An 18,366-nucleotide genomic window follows, 5' to 3' on the forward strand; every position below is an offset into this window, starting at 1 on the left:
CCCGTATTATAACAACCCCAAAAGCTGATAGGGAAGTTCTGCCAACCACATAACTCCATTGTAACAGATATTTTGTAGGAATCCGATGGGCCCATCCAACAACCCCGTAAAAAGGACCAGCATCAGAATCATCATAATCATATTTTGATACCGGTAATAACTGTAAAGCGCCCGAGTCCGAGAGAAATGCACCCACAATCCGTGATCCATCGAGCGGGGAATGGGCAACAGATTGAACACCGCCAACCCAACGTTGATGATAATATAATACTGAAAGAAAACCCATACAAAAGTCGGTGCACCAAAATTGGTCGCCAGCAAGACACCGATATAAATCAAAGCGCCAATCAAGGAAGCCAGCAAATTGGATATTGGACCTGCCAACGCTGTGATCGCCATTCCACGTTTGGGATTCTTAAAATTATTTGGATTCACTGGAACAGGCTTTGCCCAACCAAAACCAAAAAGCAACAGGAACAACGCGCCCATTGGGTCAACACTCGCAATCGGGTTAAACGTCAAACGCCCCTGATATTTTGCTGTATTGTCGCCAAGCTTATAAGCCACCCATCCATGGGCAAATTCGTGCAGAGGTAAAATACAGAAGATGACGAACAATACCGCCACAATCTGCATTAAGATGCTCATAAAGTCAACGGAACCTCCGCTGAACAACGAGCGAATGACACTAAACAGCATAAAAACACGCTCCCTTTTTCCATTGTAGCTCCGCCCAGCGGAAAACCAACATTCAAACCGTGATTTCCAGTTTCATCGCCAAACAACGATGCATCTAATTAAAACCCTGTGATTCCCTCCGCAGGGCCCCTACCCTTCTCTGTACGGAAAAGTATTGGTTTAAAAAGGACCTACCCGCAGGCATCACATTTTTGTCGTTTCATTATAATACGTTTGGCCGCAAAATACAAGATATGGGTGGTTGACACGCAATTTTGTGGAAATGTTTGCCGTTTTGCGAAATATTCTTGCGAAAAAGCTTGCAATTGCCAGAGGAATCTGCTAGAATACTACTGTTACAAATTTGATGAGCCCGTTAAAGGAGGTGCAGACTCATGGCAAAATGTGATGTTTGTGGCAAGGATATTGCTTTCGGTATCAAGGTTTCTCATTCTCACAGACGTGCGAACAGAACTTGGAAGCCCAACATTCGTCGTGTGAAGGCGATTGTAAATGGCAGCCCCAAGCGTATTTACGCCTGCACCCGTTGCTTGCGTTCCGGCAAGGTTACCCGTGCCGTCTAAACTGAACAAAGAAGCTTAAAGGAGTCCAGAGGTGGACTCCTTTTTTCGTTTTCTATCAGTTGCATAGAGAGAGGCCGTGGAAACATCGTTCGGATGTTTCCACGGCCTCTTTGATTCTTCATTTTGTTATGTAGAGATTGCAAAGCCGTCAATGCTTTTTCACACTGAGCTTCTTTTCTGTACCTGCACGCAAACGTGCAATGTTTTCATGATGCTTCCATACCAGCAGCCCTCCCAAGAAGAATGCCGCTACCATGCTCAAAACACAGTATGTCGGGCTGCCAATCTGAAACATGCGGAGGTCCACAAGATAGTTGAATAGAAACGTACAGATCGGGAACGCAATTCCTGCACTGATAGAACCTGCTGAGACGATTCTTGTCAACAACACCACTAAAATAAACACAACAATTACAAACACGAAACTACGCCAATCGATCAGCAGAATAATCGCCCAGCTGGTTAAAACACCCTTTCCTCCCTTAAATCCAAAGAACACTGGAAAATCATGTCCCAACACGCAAAAAATTCCTGCCAAGTAGGCGCCATACTGTACAAACTCCCATGGGGACACTCCCGCTAATGGATATGCTGCGGCAAAATATTGAAAGAGCAACTTTCCAATAAAGACCGCCAACACACCTTTGACAAAGTCAAAGACAAAGGTACATGCCGCGGCCTTCGCCCCTACTGACCGAAGAACATTGGTTGTGCCAGCATTTCCGCTTCCCATCTTTCGAATATCCTGATGGCTGAACAGTTTGGTAAAAATGATGGAAGAGCTGACACTCCCCAGCAAATAGGCAATCACCATTGTCAAAAGTGCCGGCAAAACAGCGCTCATGAAAAGATTCATGGATCGTCCCTCCTACAAAATCGTTAAACAGATGATTTATCGCCGCGCTCGCGGACAATGAAGCGCACCGGAGTGCCCTCCAAACCAAACGTTTCACGGATTCGGTTTTCCAAATATCTCTGATAGGAGAAATGGAACAACTCCGCCGAGTTCACAAAACATACAAATGTCGGCGGCTTTGTAGAAGCCTGAGTCATATAATAGATCTTTAATCGTTTGCCCTTATCTGTAGGAGGCTGTACGCGTGCCGTAGCTTGTGCTAACACGTCATTGAGCATCCCCGTCGCTATCCGCATAGCATTGGAATTGGCTACATGTTTAATCAGCTCGAATAGACGATCGATGCGCTGCCCTGTCTTTGCCGATAAAAATAGAAACGGCGCGTAAGACATAAAGGAGAAATCTTCCTCTAACTTTTTGCGGTAAGCCGTCATAGTGTTGCCATCCTTCTCCACTGCATCCCACTTATTGACGGCAATGACGCATCCCTTTCCAGCCTCGTAGAGCCAATCCTGCGACCTTTGAATCCTGATCGGTGAACCCTACCGTTGCATCAATCATAATCACACAGACGTCTGCGCGTTCGATCGCCATCTGTGCACGAATCACACTGTATTTTTCAATGGAATCATCCACCTTATTGCGGCGGCGTAGCCCTGCTGTATCGATCAGAATAAAATGCCCATAAGCATTTTCCACTTCAGTATCAATAGCGTCGCGCGTTGTCCCAGCGATGTCGGAAACAATACAGCGATTTTCCCCGGAAATCCGATTCACAAGAGAACTTTTTCCCACATTTGGCTTCCCGATGATCGCCACACGGATCAGTTCGCCTTCCTCTTCTCTTCCATCCTCTTCTGGAAGATACTCGATCACACGATCCAACAGATCTCCGGTCCCGTGCCCATGTACCGAAGAAACTTGCACGGGGTCCCCCAGACCAAGATTGTAAAACTCATAAAAATCGGCCGGAGGCTCTCCAACCGAATCACACTTGTTGACGCAAAGGACCACCGGACGGCCGCTTTTGAGGAGCATCGCTGCGATGTCGGCATCCGTCGCCACCAAGCCGGAACGAATGTCCGTCACCAAAACGATCACATCGGCCGCATCAATGGCCAACTGCGCCTGTGCGCGCATCTGAGACAGGATTACGTCATTCGCACTCGGCTCAATTCCTCCGGTATCCACCAGAGAAAATTTACGCCCTTCCCACTCGCAGTCTCCATAAATTCGGTCGCGTGTGACTCCCGGCGTATCATCCACAATCGACAAACGCTGACCAATCAACTTATTAAACAAGGTCGATTTACCGACATTGGGCCTGCCGACAATCGCCACAACTGGCTTAGCCATTTTCTTCCCTCCCTGTCACCGCATCCAACAGCGCATAACCGTCGTTTGGTACGGTGATGATTTGAATCTGTAACGCCTCCGACAGCTCTTCTAAAGAAACATCGTCTAAAAAAATGTCCCCTTCTCTGCGGAGCATCACATCGGGCAACAGCAGTGCGTCGCCCAGGTTCCGGCCTTGAAGCTGCTTGAGGAGGTCTCCGCCTGTCACAAGACCTGCTACGGTAATAGTATCCCCAAAAAAGTGATTTACAATGGGTACCACATCGCATGTTAAATTATGACATCTTTGCCGCAGTTCGTCAAGCAATGTATCCAAGAAAGGATGCGCTGCCACACCGGTAGCCAAAGTGACCTTTCGGGGATTTTCTAGCAGAACAAAATCCTCTAGCGCATCTAAAAATTCCTGCCGTAAACTCGCCATCAACCCCACGCCATTTTCCAACTGGTCGAAGTCCCCGTAGAAGGGTGCAGCCGGAATCGGCAATTGCGCTTTTAGATAAAACTCATCTGCGGCATAACAGATACGTTGGCCATATTCCTTTTCGCAGTGATCTCCCCAGCGCTCCAATTGCCGTACAACCGCCAGAGCTGTCTCCGGATCGTATCCGATTAAGGGATACAACCCTTGACGGTGTTTGGTAAGCCCTATTGGAACAACCGCCACACTTTGGACCGACGGCCATAAACCCGTCAAATCCCGCAACGTGCGTTCCAGTTCTTCCCCATCGTTGATGTCCCGGCACAGCACAATCTGACAGTTCAGCTTAATTCCCGCCTTTGCAAAACGGTACAGAATGTCTAAGGACTTCCCTGCAAAGCGGTTTCCCATCATTTTGACGCGCAACTCTGGGTTGGTTGTATGTACAGAGATATTGATCGGGCTGATATGCATCTTGATAATGCGGTCTACCTCACGTTCCTTCAAATTCGTCAACGTTACATAGTTTCCAAACAAGAACGACAGACGCGAATCATCATCCTTGAAGTAAAGGCTTTTTCGCATCCCTTTGGGCAACTGGTCGATAAAGCAGAAAATACATCGGTTGGTACAAGAATGCTGCTGGTCCATCAAATATGTTTCAAATTCCAACCCGATGGATTCATATTGTCCTTTTCGGATTTGAATGGTCCGTTCTTCCCCAATCTCATTCTGCAAAACAATCGACAAATGCCGGTCCGTCTCATAAAACCGATAATCCAAAATATCACATATCTCATTGCCATTGATAGAGACAAGGGTTTCCCCCGGCTGAATCCCAGCATGCCGGGCAGGGCTGTTTGCCTCCACCGCCAGAATTTTTACAGGCATGTTCTCCCCCCTGTTCAGAGCAAAAAAATAGAGAAGGATTTCTCCTTCTCTATCCTTCGGAAATCAAAAAATCAGGCTTCCTTCTTGATGACTTCTCTGCCGTTGTAAAAACCGCAGTTGTCGCACACTCTGTGAGGCGCCTTGTACTCCCCGCACTTCGGGCATTTCATCAGTGCAGGAGCGTCGAGCTTCCACACATTGGAACGTCTCTTATTCTGTCTTGCGCTGGATACTTTCCGCTTTGGTACCGCCATGGTCAGCACCTCCTTATAAAAGCTTAGCTATCTATCAGTTGTTTAAGGACCTCCATACGGGGGTCAATCTGATGTGTTTGACAATTGCATGCGCCTTCATTCAGATTCTTTCCACATTGCGGACATAAACCCTTGCAATCCTCTTTACAAAGGAACTTTGTCGGAAGCTCCAACAAAATATCCGCCCGGACTAGTTCGTCCAAGTCCAACTTATAATCACTCACCTGAATGTATTCGCCACTGTCCTCTTCATTTTCCAAGGACAACACCAGCACATGCGAAAAAGGATAGTTATATGGCCGTTCTACTTGGACTGCACACCGGTCGCAAGGAATTGAAAACTGAAATTTCGCCTTCACATCCAACTGCACAAGTCCCGCGCGGTTCTCAACCTTTCCCTCAACTTCAACCGGCGCAACAAATGGATAAACGCCGTTTATATTGACGGATGATAGATCGATTGAGCCACAAAACGAACGACTGGCACCCTCCTGTAAAAACACGTCTTCGAGTTCAAGAAGCATTTTTCACACCTCGGCGCTACATTAGCTTATTATATAGGTTCCTCTACGCTTTGTCAATACAATTTATAGGTAAAAATTTGAAATATCCACAAAATATACGCAAAGATGCCGCCGGTACCGTAAAAGCACCGGCGGTATCGCATACATCAAACGGTTTAAATCTGCGTTGCGAGGTTTTCAATTCCCTCTGGAAGTTCACCCTTATCCGCAGAAACCAACAGGATGATGTTGACCTCGTCTTCCTTGGAAAGCTTGTTCATACGGCCAACAAACTCCTCCAGCGCTTTCATATCCTGGCCAATGATCTTCAATGTGGAATCCACAAAAATATCGGTCACGTCGTAATTACCAGCACAGATTCCGCTGATAAAGCCTGCCAACGCTTCCATCCCACAGATGTTGTAACTGTCGCTGTCCACCAGACGCGCCTGATGGGAGATGTCATAAGTCAGCTTCAAACCTTTTTCAATGACGACGACGTTTCCGTCAGAAGTCTTAACCGCTTCATTTGCGCGCTCAATCAATTTTTTTGTTTTGCCGGAACCTTTTTTACCTACGATTAGAGTAACCATTGAAACTCCCCCTGTATGATAGTATTTCCGCGTTCCGCGGATAAAATCGCCAGAATTATTTGTGGAGTCTTGCCTCCAGAGCTTCCTTCTGTGCCTCATAACCGGGTTTTCCAAGAAGAGCAAACATGTTCTTTTTATAGCTCTCTACGCCGGGCTGATCAAACGGATTGACTCCCAACAGATAACCGGAGATGGCACACGCTTTTTCGAAGAAATAGATAAGTGAACCCAAGGACTCTTCGGAGAAATCCGGTACATGTAGCACAACGTTCGGAACACCGCCGTCCGTATGTGCTAAGACCGTGCCCTCAAAGGCCTTTTCATTGACATAAGACATGCTCTTGCCTTCCAAGAAGTTTAGGCCGTCCACATTTTCAGGATCGTTGCCGATGTAAAGTTCTTGCTTTGCTTTGTCAAACAGAACAACCGTCTCAAAGAGGGAGCGGCGGCCCTGCTGAATGTATTGCCCCATGGAATGCAGGTCTGTAGAGAACACCACGGATGCCGGGAACAAGCCTTTATTATCCTTGCCTTCACTCTCGCCATAGAGCTGCTTCCACCACTCGCACATCATCGTATAGCAGGGTTCATAGCTGACGAGGATTTCGATCTCCTTCCCCTTGCGATAGAGCATATTGCGCAGAGCAGCATAAAGATAGCAGGGATTCGTGAACATATCGGGATTGTTGTACTCCTGCTGTGCCTTTGCAGCGCCAGCCATCAGCGCATCAATATCCGCGCCGCTGACGGCGATGGGCAGCAGGCCAACAGCTGTCAGAACTGAGTAACGTCCACCAACGTCGTCCGGGACTACAAAGGTTTCGTAACCTTCTTTGGTCGCAAGCTGCTTGAGCGTACCGCGCGCCTTATCGGTTGTGCAGTAAATGCGCTTTTTCGCCTCTTCTTTGCCGTACTTCTTCTCCAGGAACTCACGCAACACGCGGAATGCGATGGCGGGTTCTGTCGTTGTACCGGACTTGGAGATCATGTTGATGGAGACGTCCTTTCCTTCACAGATCGCCAGCAACTCGCTCAACGCGGTAGAGCTGATGCTATTTCCTGTGAAGTAAATGTCGGGCGTATCCTTCTTCATGTTGTTGTAATTGGGCGATTTTAAAAACTCAATGGCTGCGCGCGCGCCAAGATAGGAACCTCCGATGCCGATGACAATGAACACCTGCGAATCCGACTGAATTCTTTTGGCCGCCTCTTTGATGCGGGCAAATTCTTCTTTATCGTAATTGGTCGGGAGATCCACCCACCCGATAAAATCGTTGCCGAGGCCAGTGCCACTGTGAAGCATTTCGTGCGCAAGCTTTACCTGCGGCGCGAGCGCCTTATATTCATTTTCACCAACAAACCCGGACAGATGTTGTGTATCAACTCTGACAGACATATGAAATCCTCCTAAATATTGCAATCTTGGGTATGTTGTTATTTTACAATAGTTTGTCCATATTTGCAAGGGAAGGCACATATTTTATAATTAAATAATTTGTGAATCCTGCTTGCTTGTGCATTTTGTGTATTTTTGACGGGCGGCAAAGAGAGCCGTGCCCTTTTTCAAAGGGCACGGTCTTGCCGATGGTCACATGGACACAAGCTGCCGGAACAAAAGTTGAAAAACAGAGGAAAAGGTAATCTCCGGGATGGAAGTCTTAGCAAGAATGTTATATTCCTTGAGGATTTCGCCATCCAAAGTGCAGGTGACTTTCCCCAAAACTTGCCCTTCTTCAACCGGTGCCGTCAAGTTTTCTCCCACTGTCACCTGGTACTGAATCTCCGTATCCTTCCCCTTGGGAATTAATAGAACCCCATCCGTTGTGACCGTGGTCTCCACTTGATCGGACATGCCATTCAAAACCGGAATGGGAGCCACCGCTTCCGGCGGCACCTGAGGCGTAGCGACCGACCAGTTGGCGAACCCATAATCCAATAGGGTTGAAGCAGCGGAAAAGCGATCTTTGGTGTTTGCAGCGCCCAAAACCACGGCAATCAACTGGACCCCATCGCGCTCTGCGGTGGCACTGATACAGCTTCCTGCTTGCCCTGTTGTACCCGTTTTCAGCCCGGTAATCCCCTTATAGGATTTAATGAGTTTATTGGTATTGACCAACTGTGTCTGGCCATCGCGGACATAGTCGATCCAAATCATTGTATAATCAAAGATTTTCTTATGTTTCATCAATTCCCGTGACATAACCGCGACATCATAGGCAGAGGTTAAATGTCCTTCCTCGTCCAAACCGTTGCAGTTTTTAAACGTCGTATCCGCCATCCCCAGCTCCTGCGCTTTTTCGTTCATCTGCCGCAGAAAATCTTCCTCACTGCCGGCAACGTATTCTGCCAAAGCCACAGCGGCATCATTTGCGCTCGCCACTACAGTCGCTTTGAGCATGTCGTCTACAGACATGGTCTCCCCTTCTTTGAGCCAAATATCTGATCCTCCCATCGAAGCAGCATGAGCACTTGTCGTCACTGTATCGGTCAAAGAAATCTTCCCCGCATCCAGGGCTTCCATCACCAGCAACAATGTCATGACCTTTGTGATCGATGCACAAGGGCGTTTTTCGTGTGGGTTCTTCTCGTATAGCACTCTTCCTGTCTGCGCTTCCATCAGGACAGCAGCAGGCGCTTTGACCTCTTCTTCTGAAAGTGCAGATGCAGCGCGCATCGGAACGGACAATCCGATCAGCAGAACGGCCAGCAGCCCTGCTGCAATTCGTTTGCCTTTCATTTGTGTAATCTCCCTCCTCGTTCTGCTCCCGGAGCGGAGGCTGTACAGCTGCCCTCTTGGCATCCGGGAATCCAAACCCGTCCGAATAGACTTGTTCGGTCTTCCCTAATTCTTATGCCGTCCAATGCGGGATTATCGCAATATCTGCTCTGAAAATCAAAAAGTTCCTGTGCAGAAGGATGACATCCCCTTCATACACAGGAACTCAAATGCCAAATAACTCACTGGCGTACAGAAATCCCTCGCCCGGCAAGATACCCTTTCAATTCCGGAATCGTGATCTCTCCAAAGTGGAACAGCGAAGCCGCCAATACTGCATCCGCCTGCCCTTGGGTAAAGGCATCATAAAAATGCTCCATTTTCCCTGCACCTCCAGAGGCGATCACCGGCACATGAACACATTCCGAAACCGCTCGTGTCAATTCCAAATCATAGCCGTTCTTGACGCCATCACAGTCCATGCTGGTGAGTAAAATCTCTCCTGCCCCCAACCGAACCGCCTTCTGCGCCCATTCTATGGCATCCAATCCGGTATCCACCCGGCCGCCATTCAAATAGACCGTCCAGCCGCCTTCCGAACGGCGCTTCGCATCGATTGCACACACCACACACTGGCTCCCAAATTTATCGGCTGCCTCCTGAATCAAAGCAGGGTTTCGGATAGCTGCCGAATTGACGGACACTTTATCTGCGCCGGCACGCAACAAAGCGTTGAAATCGTCCACGGAACGGATTCCTCCTCCTACTGTAAAGGGAATAAAGATGCTATCCGCTACCTGTGACACTATGTCCAGAATAATGTTGCGCGCCTGCGCCGAAGCAGTGATGTCCAGAAAGACCAGCTCGTCCGCTCCCTGTGCATCATATATCTTTGCCGCTTCCACCGGGTCCCCAGCATCGCGCAGATTGACGAAATTGGTCCCCTTGACCACTCTCCCATTGTTGACATCTAGGCAGGGAATGATTCTCTTGGCGTACATATCCATTCCTCCTCAAACTGTATCAATCTGTGCAACAAAGTTTTGCAACATCTTCAAGCCAGTCCGTCCACTTTTTTCGGGGTGAAATTGGGTGGCAAACAGCTTTCCCCGCTGAATCGAGGCGTCAATCCGCACACCGTATTCCGTTGTTGATGAGACAACGCTCGGATCGTCTGCATGCAAATAATAAGAGTGCACAAAATACACGTATGGGTCTTCCTCCAAACCAGAAAAAAGTCCACTTTGGTTGCGGAGTTCCAGAGAATTCCATCCCATATGCGGTACCTTTAAACCGCGATTTGCTGGTATACGGTGGATTTTCCCCTCGAGGACCCCTAAACCGTGTACACCGGGGCTTTCCTCACTCCCCTCAAAAAGAAGCTGTAAACCCAAGCAAATCCCTAAAAAAGGCTTTCCACTCTCAATAAAGTCCAAAACCGGCTGAACAAGGCCGGATTGCTTCAAACTATTCATGGAATCGCCAAAAGCACCCACCCCCGGCAAAATAGCTGCCTTGGATTCCCGAATGACCTCCGGGTCTGCTGTCACCTGTACTGCACAACCGATATGATGAAATGCTTTTATTACACTTTGAATGTTACCTGCTCCATAGTCAATGACCGAGATCACATATATTCCCCCGTTCTCAGCTATTTCTGCTACTTTTCCGCATTGCTATGCTAAAATACGATATACGTTATTCTATCATTTTTTGCTTAGAAAGGCAAATGGTTTCTAGGTTCTACAAAGAGAAACCCCTTATTGCTTCGACTTTATGTTTGAATATCCTCCTTATCAAAATACACATGAGTTCCTATAGCAAACCCCTTTTCCTCCCTAGAGATGCAAAAAGAGGCCCCTTCCGGCGAAAACAACGCCAAAAAGGGGCCTCTTTTTGTATAAAAATACACGACTCTTACAATTAATCAATCATTTCCGGATGCTTTTCGCGGATGACAGACATTGCCTCCTCGTCTGCCACGATGGTGACATCCGGGTGCACCTGCAAAATAGATGCCGGCACCTCCGGAGTGATCGGCCCGAACAGGGACTTATAGAGAATTTCTGCCTTACCAGCACCATTGGCTACCAAGAGCACTTTTTTTGCCTTCATAATTGCGCCGATTCCCATGGTTACCGCATATCTCGGAACCTGATCCTTGCTGGCAAAAAAGCGGGAATTGGCATCGATGGTTTTTTGATTGAGGGTGACACGGTGGGTTTCTTTGATATAACTCTCGCTCGGCTCATTGAATCCAATGTGGCCCGTATTGCCAATGCCCAAAAGCTGTAAGTCGATTCCACCGAGAGATTCGATGAGCGCGTCATACCGGCAGCCTTCTTTTGCAACATCTTCCGCTAAACCGTCCGGCACATGGGTGTTCTCCAAGCGGATATTAATGTGCTTAAAGAAATTTTCCTTCATGTAGTAATGATAACTCTGCTCATGCTCCGGTGCAAGGCCGCAGTATTCATCCAAATTAACGCTACGCACTTTCGAAAAATCGACATCGCCCTTATTATACCAATCAATCAGTTGTGCATAAACCCCCAAGGGCGTAGAACCTGTTGCAAGCCCCAAAACGGAATCTGGCTTTAAAATAACTTGTGCAGAGATGAGATTTGCCGCCTTCCGGCTCATTCCTGTATAATCCGGCGCGCTGAAAATTTTCATACAAACCTTCCTTTCACGACCACCGGCTGCCGCTTCCTTCCTGCTGCTGGCCTCCGGCTCCCATAAAATATTCTAAAGTATATTATACTGTTTTTTTGGAGAATCGCAAGCGTGAGATCTGTATAATTTTGTCCATTTTGCAAACAACTATGTTCATCTAGTTAGGATAGGAGGACACAAAAAAGACAAATGAAGAAAAATGCGCTATTGTTTGCTACCGGTGGTTCCGTCTATCCGGCATTGGAAATTTTATGCCGCGGACACACCGACCTCTCCATGTCTGTAGCCGGTGGAATTTGCCTGTGCTTAATTGATCGAATCTGCAATCGTTCTATGAAAGGAAAATGTTTAGCTGTAAAATGTTGCATTGGGTCTGGAATTATCACTTCTGTGGAGTTTGTTGTCGGTCTCATTGTCAATGTTGCCTGGAAACAAAACGTTTGGGATTATTCAAATCTACCATTGAATATTATGGGACAGGTTTGTCTTCCCTTTTCCATTCTTTGGTTTCTTATCACAATTCCAGCACTCGGCGTATGCAATCTGTACGATAAAATTAAATTTGTTCCATCGAAAAAGCATATGGCTAAATAGATTTGTCCACCTAAAATAACCCTTCAGTAATAGATTGTACGCATTTAGAGAAATTACACTCTTTTGGTAGAAAAGGTAAATTTGAAGAGCAAAAGAAACAGGAGGGTGTCCCAAAAGTCATGAAATGACGGAAGGATGCCCCCTCTTTTTAGAAACGCAGATATTTTTCCAAACAGAAAGAGGATGCCCCTTTCCTATGAATCGAGAGATCCGTAGTTTTGGGACACCCTCCTGACGCTATTCATCCGCGACTTAAGAAATCCAAAAGACAAATCTCCGGGCAGCGGTATCCTCATCCCCGCCATAGCGAGTCCAAATACCAGTGGATTGTCCTGGTTCCCCGATAGGAACCACCAAGAAAAACTGCTCTGTTTTTGTCCTACGGACAGGAATCACGGTAACGATATTGGATGTCCCTGCATACAGTTCGATCTTTGAAGGGTCAGAAGCCGTACATTTGACACCATACCATTGCCCGCGCGCTTTGTGTACATCCATGGTCGTGTCAATTGCGATAGGATTCTCCAATTCCCAGCCATTCAGGCCCTTGCTCTTGATTATTTCTGGGAAATTTTTGAAGCTAATATCCGTGTCACAGCCATCCTTTCCCCCTGTTTGTACACCGGGCCATTCCCCTCCTGTGGAAGAGATTTCATCTTGCCAAAGTTCACAGGATACATCCGGCTTATCTACACCGGGACGGGCATACCAAAATACATATTCCGTCAGTTGTTCCGGGTAGATCATCCGGTTATACCAATCCTTGTTGACATAATAGGCAGCCAGATAACCTGCTTCTTGCAATCCCTCACAGATGGTGTGAATAATATCGGTGAGCGTCTGACGGGAAGGCATTCCATTTTTTTCTTTATAACCGTCTCCGTCCTCCATGTCAATTGCAATCGGGAACAACGGTTTCTTGCCTTTGAGCAGACGTAAAAGGTGTGCTAACTCACTTTTGGCATCTGCCGTGTTTAATGCATAGCTATAGAGATAGGCTCCCCAGGGAATCCCCAATCGTTCACAGGCTTTTACATTTTCTTCAAAAGTCCGGTCATCTTGATCCGCCTGATCGTTTCCGTAACCACAGCGCAGCATAGCAAACTCTAACCCTGCCTCTTTGGCCGCATCCCAATTCACCGTATTATGGCTACTGACATCAATTCCTTTCATGCATCTTGTCCCCCTTCTCTATTTGATACAGTCCATACTACGCAGAAAGGGTTCTATTCGTGACTGCTTTGGTTTTCAAGGAAATATCATAAAAAAGATGGATAGACCTATACCCGAAATTCCGTCCAAAACTTGCCGCGTTATAACCATTCACTTCTCGGGAACGCTATTCTTGAGGTGATGAAGATGCCAAGTGAAAGCGCTTATATGATTGTAGAGCGAGTCAGTGGAAAACACGATTTAAAGGAAATTAAGCGCGGGTTGGATCAACTTCACGGTGTTACTTCCGTCAGTGTAAATCCTTCCCATAATCTGGTAGCCGTGGACTACGATAGTTCCGGTACGTCTTATGACGCAATCGAACATCAACTCAATAAGCTCGGCTATGAAGTCGCAGCAGATGCAAGTAATATTAACACAAGGTAATCTCCTCCCATATCTCCTAAAACAAACAAAGACGGACACTTCCACACGGGATTGTGTCCGTCTTTGTTTTAAACGTAAGCACTATTCCTGTTTAATTGCTGTCAAGGCGCTAATTTTAACGGCGCGATTGGCTGGATAAAAACCAGACACCAAGCCAATCATCGTGGCAAATACCAAAGCGCCAAGAGCCAGCCAAATCGGTATGATCGACACATTTGCCCCGGTCACACCCACACCGACGATTCCTCCCAACGAGATGCTGTTCCCTCCGGCAGCAAACGAATTGATCGCAAAAGAAATACCGTAACTGAATGCAAGCCCCAAAACACCTCCAAAAAATCCAATGGTACCCGCTTCAATCAAGAACATGGTCCGAATGTTCCCAACTACGCATCCCAAAACCTTCATTACGCCGATTTCTCTTGTACGTTCATAGATGGACATAATCATCGTATTGGTGATACCAAAGCGCCGCTACCAAAAGCGATATAGCGCCCAATCCGCCTAAAATCATTTGGATGGTACGCATTTGTTCTTCCAGAGGCTTGCGAATACTCTTCCATGCTGTAGGTATCTGCAAAGCCAAGCGCTTGAATGGCTTCTTCCACCTCGGCAACATGATCCACACTGTCTGCCTTCACACTAACATTGTCATAACTCGTATTTGTATTGGAGCTGTCAATCTTATTTAGCTTATTGTATTGCTCTTGAAGTTTCTTCGCAAAACTGACATCCATAAAAACCGCATAGCCCGGCGGAGGATTCCGGCTCCAATCGTCCCCCATCACACCGATACATTCCAACTTAACTGGTTTTTGCTTTTTACTCGCTGTTGTCGTCCCCGTACCTTCATCTAAATTGCCCTGCATCTCATTAATCACCAGTTCCAGCTCATCCTCCATAGGGTCTACATATGGATCTGGAATGGTTCCTGTTGCATCGGGCTGAGCAAAAATCATATTATTGCTGGTTTTTTTCGTATTGTAGAAGTTATAAAGAGCCGACCACCCGAAGAGAATCATATTCTCCTTGAAATCCGCTCCGGGCAAAACTCCCTCTTGGACGGTATAGCCAAAATCAGCCAAGGATTTCATATTCACACCATAAATTTGTCCCTGATAAGCATACTTCCCGCTATTGATGGTCACTGCATTCCAATCCAATGTATATACCGGCGTAACAGCCGCCACATGGGGGATTGCTTCAATTTGAGCAATCATGTCGTCATCCAACGGGGTCGAATCCGGCGTCTGATTATAGTTGTTAATCTGGACGATGGTTCAGATCCCCATTCCCTCCATCATAGTGTTCATGCTCTCTTTGATTCCAATGCCAAAGGAAACCATCACAACAATCGCACATGTACCGATAATGACGCCCGCAATGGTCAATAACGTTCGCACCTTACGCTTGAACAGATTGCTCAAGCTCATGCCGATCATATCTTTCCATTTCAAAACCCGGACCCTCCTTCTCAGCGGAGAGGCTGTTTGATTGTTGCATCATCATTTTACAGTGTCCTCCGGCGAAATGTCGTCATAGTCATCCTCTGCTTCCAACATTCGAAGCTTTCTAGCCTTCAGTTTTTTACGCACAAAGACCAAAATCACAATCAACAAGAGCACACCGCCACAGACAGTACAGTCCAATGGCCCATGCCGGTGGTCCAGCAGCCGCTGTCGCATCGCCATCTACCGGCATATCTCCACCGATTACCTCGCCGCCCATATCCGTAGGCAGGGGAATGACATCGCAGGAAAATTCTTTTTTGATCTCTTTTGTTTCCCCGTTTGAATCCTCATATGTAAAGGTCGCTGTCCCCGCCATGGTTCCCACGTCCATTGGCGTAAGCGATGCATCGAACGAATCGCCCGTGCCGGATTCCACATTGCCAATATAGGTCGACATATCCTCTGAAGTAAAGTTACCCTCCAGATCTACCGCCAGGTTAAAGATTTTGCTCTTTCCCTTATTGACATAGCTAATGCTGAGCTGACCTTGATCGCCCATATAGATCGGACCAAAAAGATCCACCTGATTGATTTCAAAGCGGTCAGGCTGTGTCAAAGGAATGGAGATCGTTTCCGTTCCCTTCAAGTCCGCTTTGCGAATCCCATCTACAACCGCCTCATATGTGTAATCAATCGTCACACCATAGGACTTTGGTGCCGCATCCACTTTCGGATAGAGGGCAATTTTCTCCTGGAAACTACCTCCACCCTTAACATTCTGGATAAAAAAAGTATTGGATGACCGGGACGGTGTAAATGCTACAATTCCCTCATCCCCATCCGGAGCCGAAGAAACTGTCATCTTCAAATTTTCAATGGCTATATTCGGGCTGGTATTCCGGAAATTCATGGTCAGCATGAACTCCGTACCACCCGTAACCGACATTCCACCATAATCGTAGCTTTCGATGATAATCTGCGGAACACTCGAATTAGAGCTTTCCTCTTCATCCGCACTGACTTTGGTCCCCTGTACTGGAATAAACATGCGGGGAGCAACACTGGCATCCGCGGCCAAATCACTTGAAGTAAACTTGACCGATAACGGATAACTCTTTGTCTCCATCTTTGCAGAACAAACCAAGGGGTAGGTTAAAGTCGCTGTGGCCTGTGCAGGTAGAGAATCGATATAGAGCGTGTCCGTTGCACCGCGCATAGCGATTTCAGGGGCATTGGCATTGTCAAAAGCAGCCACAATATTGTTGCAGACAACATTACTGTTATTCTTTACGGTCACTTTTAAATTGAAAGCATCGCCCTCCTTGATTCCGCTGGCAGGGTCAGTGGAGTAGGAAGTCACTGTCAGAATGGGATTGTCCTCTTCATCTTCATCGTCAGAGCTGGCACCATCTCCCACAGGATCAAAGATCGTTTTTTGGACGGTAAAAGAATTGATTTTGCTATTATTCTTATCGTAGTAAGAGATCTTGAAACGTAAAGTTCCCACTTTATCATTGACACGTTTCATATATTTTTCTGGGATTGTCAACTTATAACCAAAATCCACTCTTGTGGAGTCCTCATCCTCTGAAGAAGTCGGCAGCTCAATGTCGGTATCATTGGTCCAAAGGTATCTCATTTTTGTCAGTCGTATAGCTTTTCTTTCCCAAGGAAATCGAACTGGTAACACTGCTGACATCTATGTCAATTCTCTCCACGCTTGTAGCTGAAGAATAATCCGAATGGTCAAAAACAAAGGTCGCTTCAAACGGCGTATTCTTGGACACGGTTTGTTTGTCGCTGTATACCACGGGGTCAGGCTCATACTCCTTATCTGCCGCAAAAGCAGGCACGGCGGACGCCAACATGGCGGAAAGCAGCACCAGCATAGTAAACAGCGAGATTCCCTGTTTCACGATCCTGTTCATAAAGCTCCTCCTCATTCATTTACGGCCGCAGAAGCCGGCTCTTTTTGTTCATTTTCAAGGGTAACAATGGACTGATTCGGTTCATCGCTGACAATACTGCCGTCATGCAGGTTGATAATACGATCTGCATATTTCGCAATATTGACATCATGCGTAACAATAATCAATGTCTCATGGTATCGTTTTGCCATACGAACCATGATTTCCATAACCCCCCGGCTTGTCTTACTGTCCAGATTTCCGGTGGGTTCGTCGGCAAAAACAATCTTCGGCCTTGCTACGAATGCCCTAGCAATGCCGACACGTTGCTGCTGGCCGCCACTCATCTGTGTCGGCCGGTGCATCATACGGCTGGCAAGACCTACCGCTTTGAGCATATGTATCGCTTCTTTGGTTCTTGTGCGCTTGTTGACGCCTTTAAACATCAACGGCATCGCCACGTTCTCGATCGCAGTCTGGGTAGGCATCAGATTGTACGACTGAAACACGAAGCCGATATTTCTTTGACGAAACAAGGCCCATTGCTTCTCAGAGAACTGCGTCACATTTTTCCCCGCTATCCATACGCTACCCTTTGTCGGTTTTTCCAACCCCGCCATAATGTTCAGCAAAGTAGATTTACCCGAACCGGAAGTTCCAAGGATGCAGCAGATTTCTCCTTGTTCAATCCGCAGATTAATCCGGCCAAGCGCAACAATTTTTTCCTCATCCACTCGATAAACCTTTCGAATATCTTTTACATTGATTAGACTCATGCGTCTCTCCCCATGTATAAAATCGCCGCCAAGCAGCCAATTCTGATCTTATTCCTGGTTTTGTCAAAGGAATCTCATCCAGTGTTTCATCCCTTGCCGGCTTTACATTGTAAAATCCTTTCCAGCTTACTCCGTGAGGTTATCTATAACATTCTCCTACTCGCATGGAGTTTAAAACCAGTTCAAAGGCACCTGCCCGATCATCCTCTGAACGTTTCAATGTCCTCCCTGGCATCGGAAGTCTGCAAGTTCTTGCTACGCTGGTTTCCGCTTATGCCATGAAGCTATCTATGGCATTCTCCTACTCGCATGGAGTTTAAAGCCAGTTCAAAGCCTCCTGCCCGATCATCCTCTGAACGTTTCAATGTTCTCCTTGGCATCGGAAGCTTGCAAGTTCCCGCGGCACTGGATTCCACTTATGCCATGAAGCTATCTATGGCATTCTCCTACTCGCATGGAGTTTAAAACCAGTTCAAAGGCACCTGCCCGATCATCCTCTGAACGTTTCAATGTC

Annotated in this window: 21 protein-coding genes and 1 pseudogene; 3 read left to right on the top strand and 19 right to left on the bottom strand. The window is 47.0% G+C overall.

Annotated features, from left to right (window positions below):
* Nucleotides 1-6 precede the first annotated feature (6 nt).
* On the bottom strand, nucleotides 7-699 hold the full coding sequence (locus ACGCCZ_RS04480; protein ID WP_411655397.1) for a site-2 protease family protein: 693 nt from the start codon (nucleotides 697-699) through the stop codon (nucleotides 7-9).
* A gap of 374 nt (nucleotides 700-1,073) precedes the next feature.
* Between ACGCCZ_RS04480 and rpmB the strand changes: the two genes are divergently transcribed.
* Nucleotides 1,074-1,262 (top strand): 50S ribosomal protein L28, encoded by a 189-nt coding sequence (gene rpmB / locus ACGCCZ_RS04485; protein ID WP_054323139.1) that lies wholly within the window; start codon nucleotides 1,074-1,076, stop codon nucleotides 1,260-1,262.
* A gap of 148 nt (nucleotides 1,263-1,410) precedes the next feature.
* Here rpmB and plsY read toward each other — a convergent pair whose 3' ends face one another.
* The 11 genes and pseudogenes from plsY to nagB all read right to left on the bottom strand — a co-directional run bounded on the left by plsY (nucleotide 1,411) and on the right by nagB (nucleotide 11,525).
* Nucleotides 1,411-2,118, bottom strand: coding sequence for a glycerol-3-phosphate 1-O-acyltransferase PlsY (plsY, locus tag ACGCCZ_RS04490; protein WP_411655398.1), 708 nt, complete (start codon nucleotides 2,116-2,118; stop codon nucleotides 1,411-1,413).
* 23 nt (nucleotides 2,119-2,141) lie between these two features.
* Nucleotides 2,142-3,474 (bottom strand): annotated as a pseudogene (gene der / locus ACGCCZ_RS04495) (ribosome biogenesis GTPase Der).
* Nucleotides 3,467-4,783, bottom strand: coding sequence for a DUF512 domain-containing protein (locus tag ACGCCZ_RS04500; RefSeq protein ID WP_411655399.1), 1,317 nt, complete (start codon nucleotides 4,781-4,783; stop codon nucleotides 3,467-3,469). Before ACGCCZ_RS04500 ends, der begins: the two are co-directional and overlap by 8 nt.
* Nucleotides 4,784-4,854: 71 nt before the next feature.
* The gene (gene rpmF / locus ACGCCZ_RS04505; protein WP_054323143.1) at nucleotides 4,855-5,037 is read right to left on the bottom strand and encodes a 50S ribosomal protein L32; all 183 of its coding nucleotides are present in this window, start codon (nucleotides 5,035-5,037) and stop codon (nucleotides 4,855-4,857) included.
* Nucleotides 5,038-5,060: 23 nt separating this feature from the next.
* Entirely contained in the window at nucleotides 5,061-5,561 is a 501-nt protein-coding gene (locus ACGCCZ_RS04510) for a YceD family protein (RefSeq protein ID WP_411655400.1), read from the bottom strand.
* A 155-nt stretch (nucleotides 5,562-5,716) separates the two neighbouring features.
* A complete protein-coding gene (locus tag ACGCCZ_RS04515) occupies nucleotides 5,717-6,133 on the bottom strand; it encodes a hypothetical protein (RefSeq protein ID WP_054323145.1) in 417 nt (138 codons plus the stop codon).
* A 55-nt stretch (nucleotides 6,134-6,188) separates the two neighbouring features.
* Nucleotides 6,189-7,529: a glucose-6-phosphate isomerase gene (locus ACGCCZ_RS04520; RefSeq protein WP_085532197.1), complete on the bottom strand. Its 1,341-nt coding sequence runs from the start codon at nucleotides 7,527-7,529 to the stop codon at nucleotides 6,189-6,191.
* Between the two features lie 192 nt (nucleotides 7,530-7,721).
* Nucleotides 7,722-8,870: a D-alanyl-D-alanine carboxypeptidase family protein gene (locus ACGCCZ_RS04525; protein ID WP_054323146.1), complete on the bottom strand. Its 1,149-nt coding sequence runs from the start codon at nucleotides 8,868-8,870 to the stop codon at nucleotides 7,722-7,724.
* 221 nt (nucleotides 8,871-9,091) lie between these two features.
* Nucleotides 9,092-9,850, bottom strand: coding sequence for an imidazole glycerol phosphate synthase subunit HisF (gene hisF, locus ACGCCZ_RS04530; RefSeq protein ID WP_054323147.1), 759 nt, complete (start codon nucleotides 9,848-9,850; stop codon nucleotides 9,092-9,094).
* Between the two features lie 12 nt (nucleotides 9,851-9,862).
* Complete coding sequence (gene hisH, locus ACGCCZ_RS04535) at nucleotides 9,863-10,480, bottom strand: imidazole glycerol phosphate synthase subunit HisH (RefSeq protein WP_054323148.1); 618 nt, start codon at nucleotides 10,478-10,480, stop codon at nucleotides 9,863-9,865.
* A gap of 292 nt (nucleotides 10,481-10,772) precedes the next feature.
* Nucleotides 10,773-11,525, bottom strand: coding sequence for a glucosamine-6-phosphate deaminase (gene nagB, locus ACGCCZ_RS04540; RefSeq protein ID WP_054323149.1), 753 nt, complete (start codon nucleotides 11,523-11,525; stop codon nucleotides 10,773-10,775).
* A gap of 333 nt (nucleotides 11,526-11,858) precedes the next feature.
* On the opposite strand from nagB, the gene ACGCCZ_RS04545 reads away from it, so the two are divergent.
* Complete coding sequence (locus ACGCCZ_RS04545; RefSeq protein ID WP_411655446.1) at nucleotides 11,859-12,119, top strand: putative ABC transporter permease; 261 nt, start codon at nucleotides 11,859-11,861, stop codon at nucleotides 12,117-12,119.
* Nucleotides 12,120-12,371: 252 nt separating this feature from the next.
* Here ACGCCZ_RS04545 and ACGCCZ_RS04550 read toward each other — a convergent pair whose 3' ends face one another.
* A complete protein-coding gene (locus ACGCCZ_RS04550; RefSeq protein WP_054323151.1) occupies nucleotides 12,372-13,292 on the bottom strand; it encodes a GH25 family lysozyme in 921 nt (306 codons plus the stop codon).
* 180 nt (nucleotides 13,293-13,472) lie between these two features.
* Here ACGCCZ_RS04550 and ACGCCZ_RS04555 point away from each other — a divergent pair, with 180 nt between their 5' ends.
* Complete coding sequence (locus tag ACGCCZ_RS04555; RefSeq protein ID WP_411655401.1) at nucleotides 13,473-13,718, top strand: heavy-metal-associated domain-containing protein; 246 nt, start codon at nucleotides 13,473-13,475, stop codon at nucleotides 13,716-13,718.
* Between the two features lie 81 nt (nucleotides 13,719-13,799).
* Here ACGCCZ_RS04555 and ACGCCZ_RS04560 read toward each other — a convergent pair whose 3' ends face one another.
* The 6 genes from ACGCCZ_RS04560 to ACGCCZ_RS04585 form a co-directional block, all read right to left on the bottom strand.
* Nucleotides 13,800-14,168, bottom strand: coding sequence for an ABC transporter permease (locus ACGCCZ_RS04560; protein WP_411655402.1), 369 nt, complete (start codon nucleotides 14,166-14,168; stop codon nucleotides 13,800-13,802).
* Nucleotides 14,165-14,938 (bottom strand): hypothetical protein, encoded by a 774-nt coding sequence (locus tag ACGCCZ_RS04565; RefSeq protein WP_411655403.1) that lies wholly within the window; start codon nucleotides 14,936-14,938, stop codon nucleotides 14,165-14,167. The genes ACGCCZ_RS04560 and ACGCCZ_RS04565 overlap by 4 nt, the downstream gene beginning before the upstream one ends.
* 60 nt (nucleotides 14,939-14,998) lie before the next feature.
* Nucleotides 14,999-15,175: an ABC transporter permease gene (locus ACGCCZ_RS04570; protein WP_411655404.1), complete on the bottom strand. Its 177-nt coding sequence runs from the start codon at nucleotides 15,173-15,175 to the stop codon at nucleotides 14,999-15,001.
* A 130-nt stretch (nucleotides 15,176-15,305) separates the two neighbouring features.
* Nucleotides 15,306-16,808, bottom strand: coding sequence for a hypothetical protein (locus ACGCCZ_RS04575; RefSeq protein ID WP_411655405.1), 1,503 nt, complete (start codon nucleotides 16,806-16,808; stop codon nucleotides 15,306-15,308).
* Nucleotides 16,786-17,097: a hypothetical protein gene (locus ACGCCZ_RS04580; RefSeq protein WP_411655406.1), complete on the bottom strand. Its 312-nt coding sequence runs from the start codon at nucleotides 17,095-17,097 to the stop codon at nucleotides 16,786-16,788. The genes ACGCCZ_RS04575 and ACGCCZ_RS04580 overlap by 23 nt, the downstream gene beginning before the upstream one ends.
* Nucleotides 17,098-17,108: 11 nt before the next feature.
* Complete coding sequence (locus tag ACGCCZ_RS04585; RefSeq protein WP_085532186.1) at nucleotides 17,109-17,852, bottom strand: ABC transporter ATP-binding protein; 744 nt, start codon at nucleotides 17,850-17,852, stop codon at nucleotides 17,109-17,111.
* Nucleotides 17,853-18,366 lie beyond the last annotated feature (514 nt).

Source organism: Anaeromassilibacillus sp. SJQ-1 (assembly GCF_046693725.1).
In the GTDB taxonomy this organism is placed as follows: domain Bacteria; phylum Bacillota; class Clostridia; order Oscillospirales; family Acutalibacteraceae; genus Anaeromassilibacillus.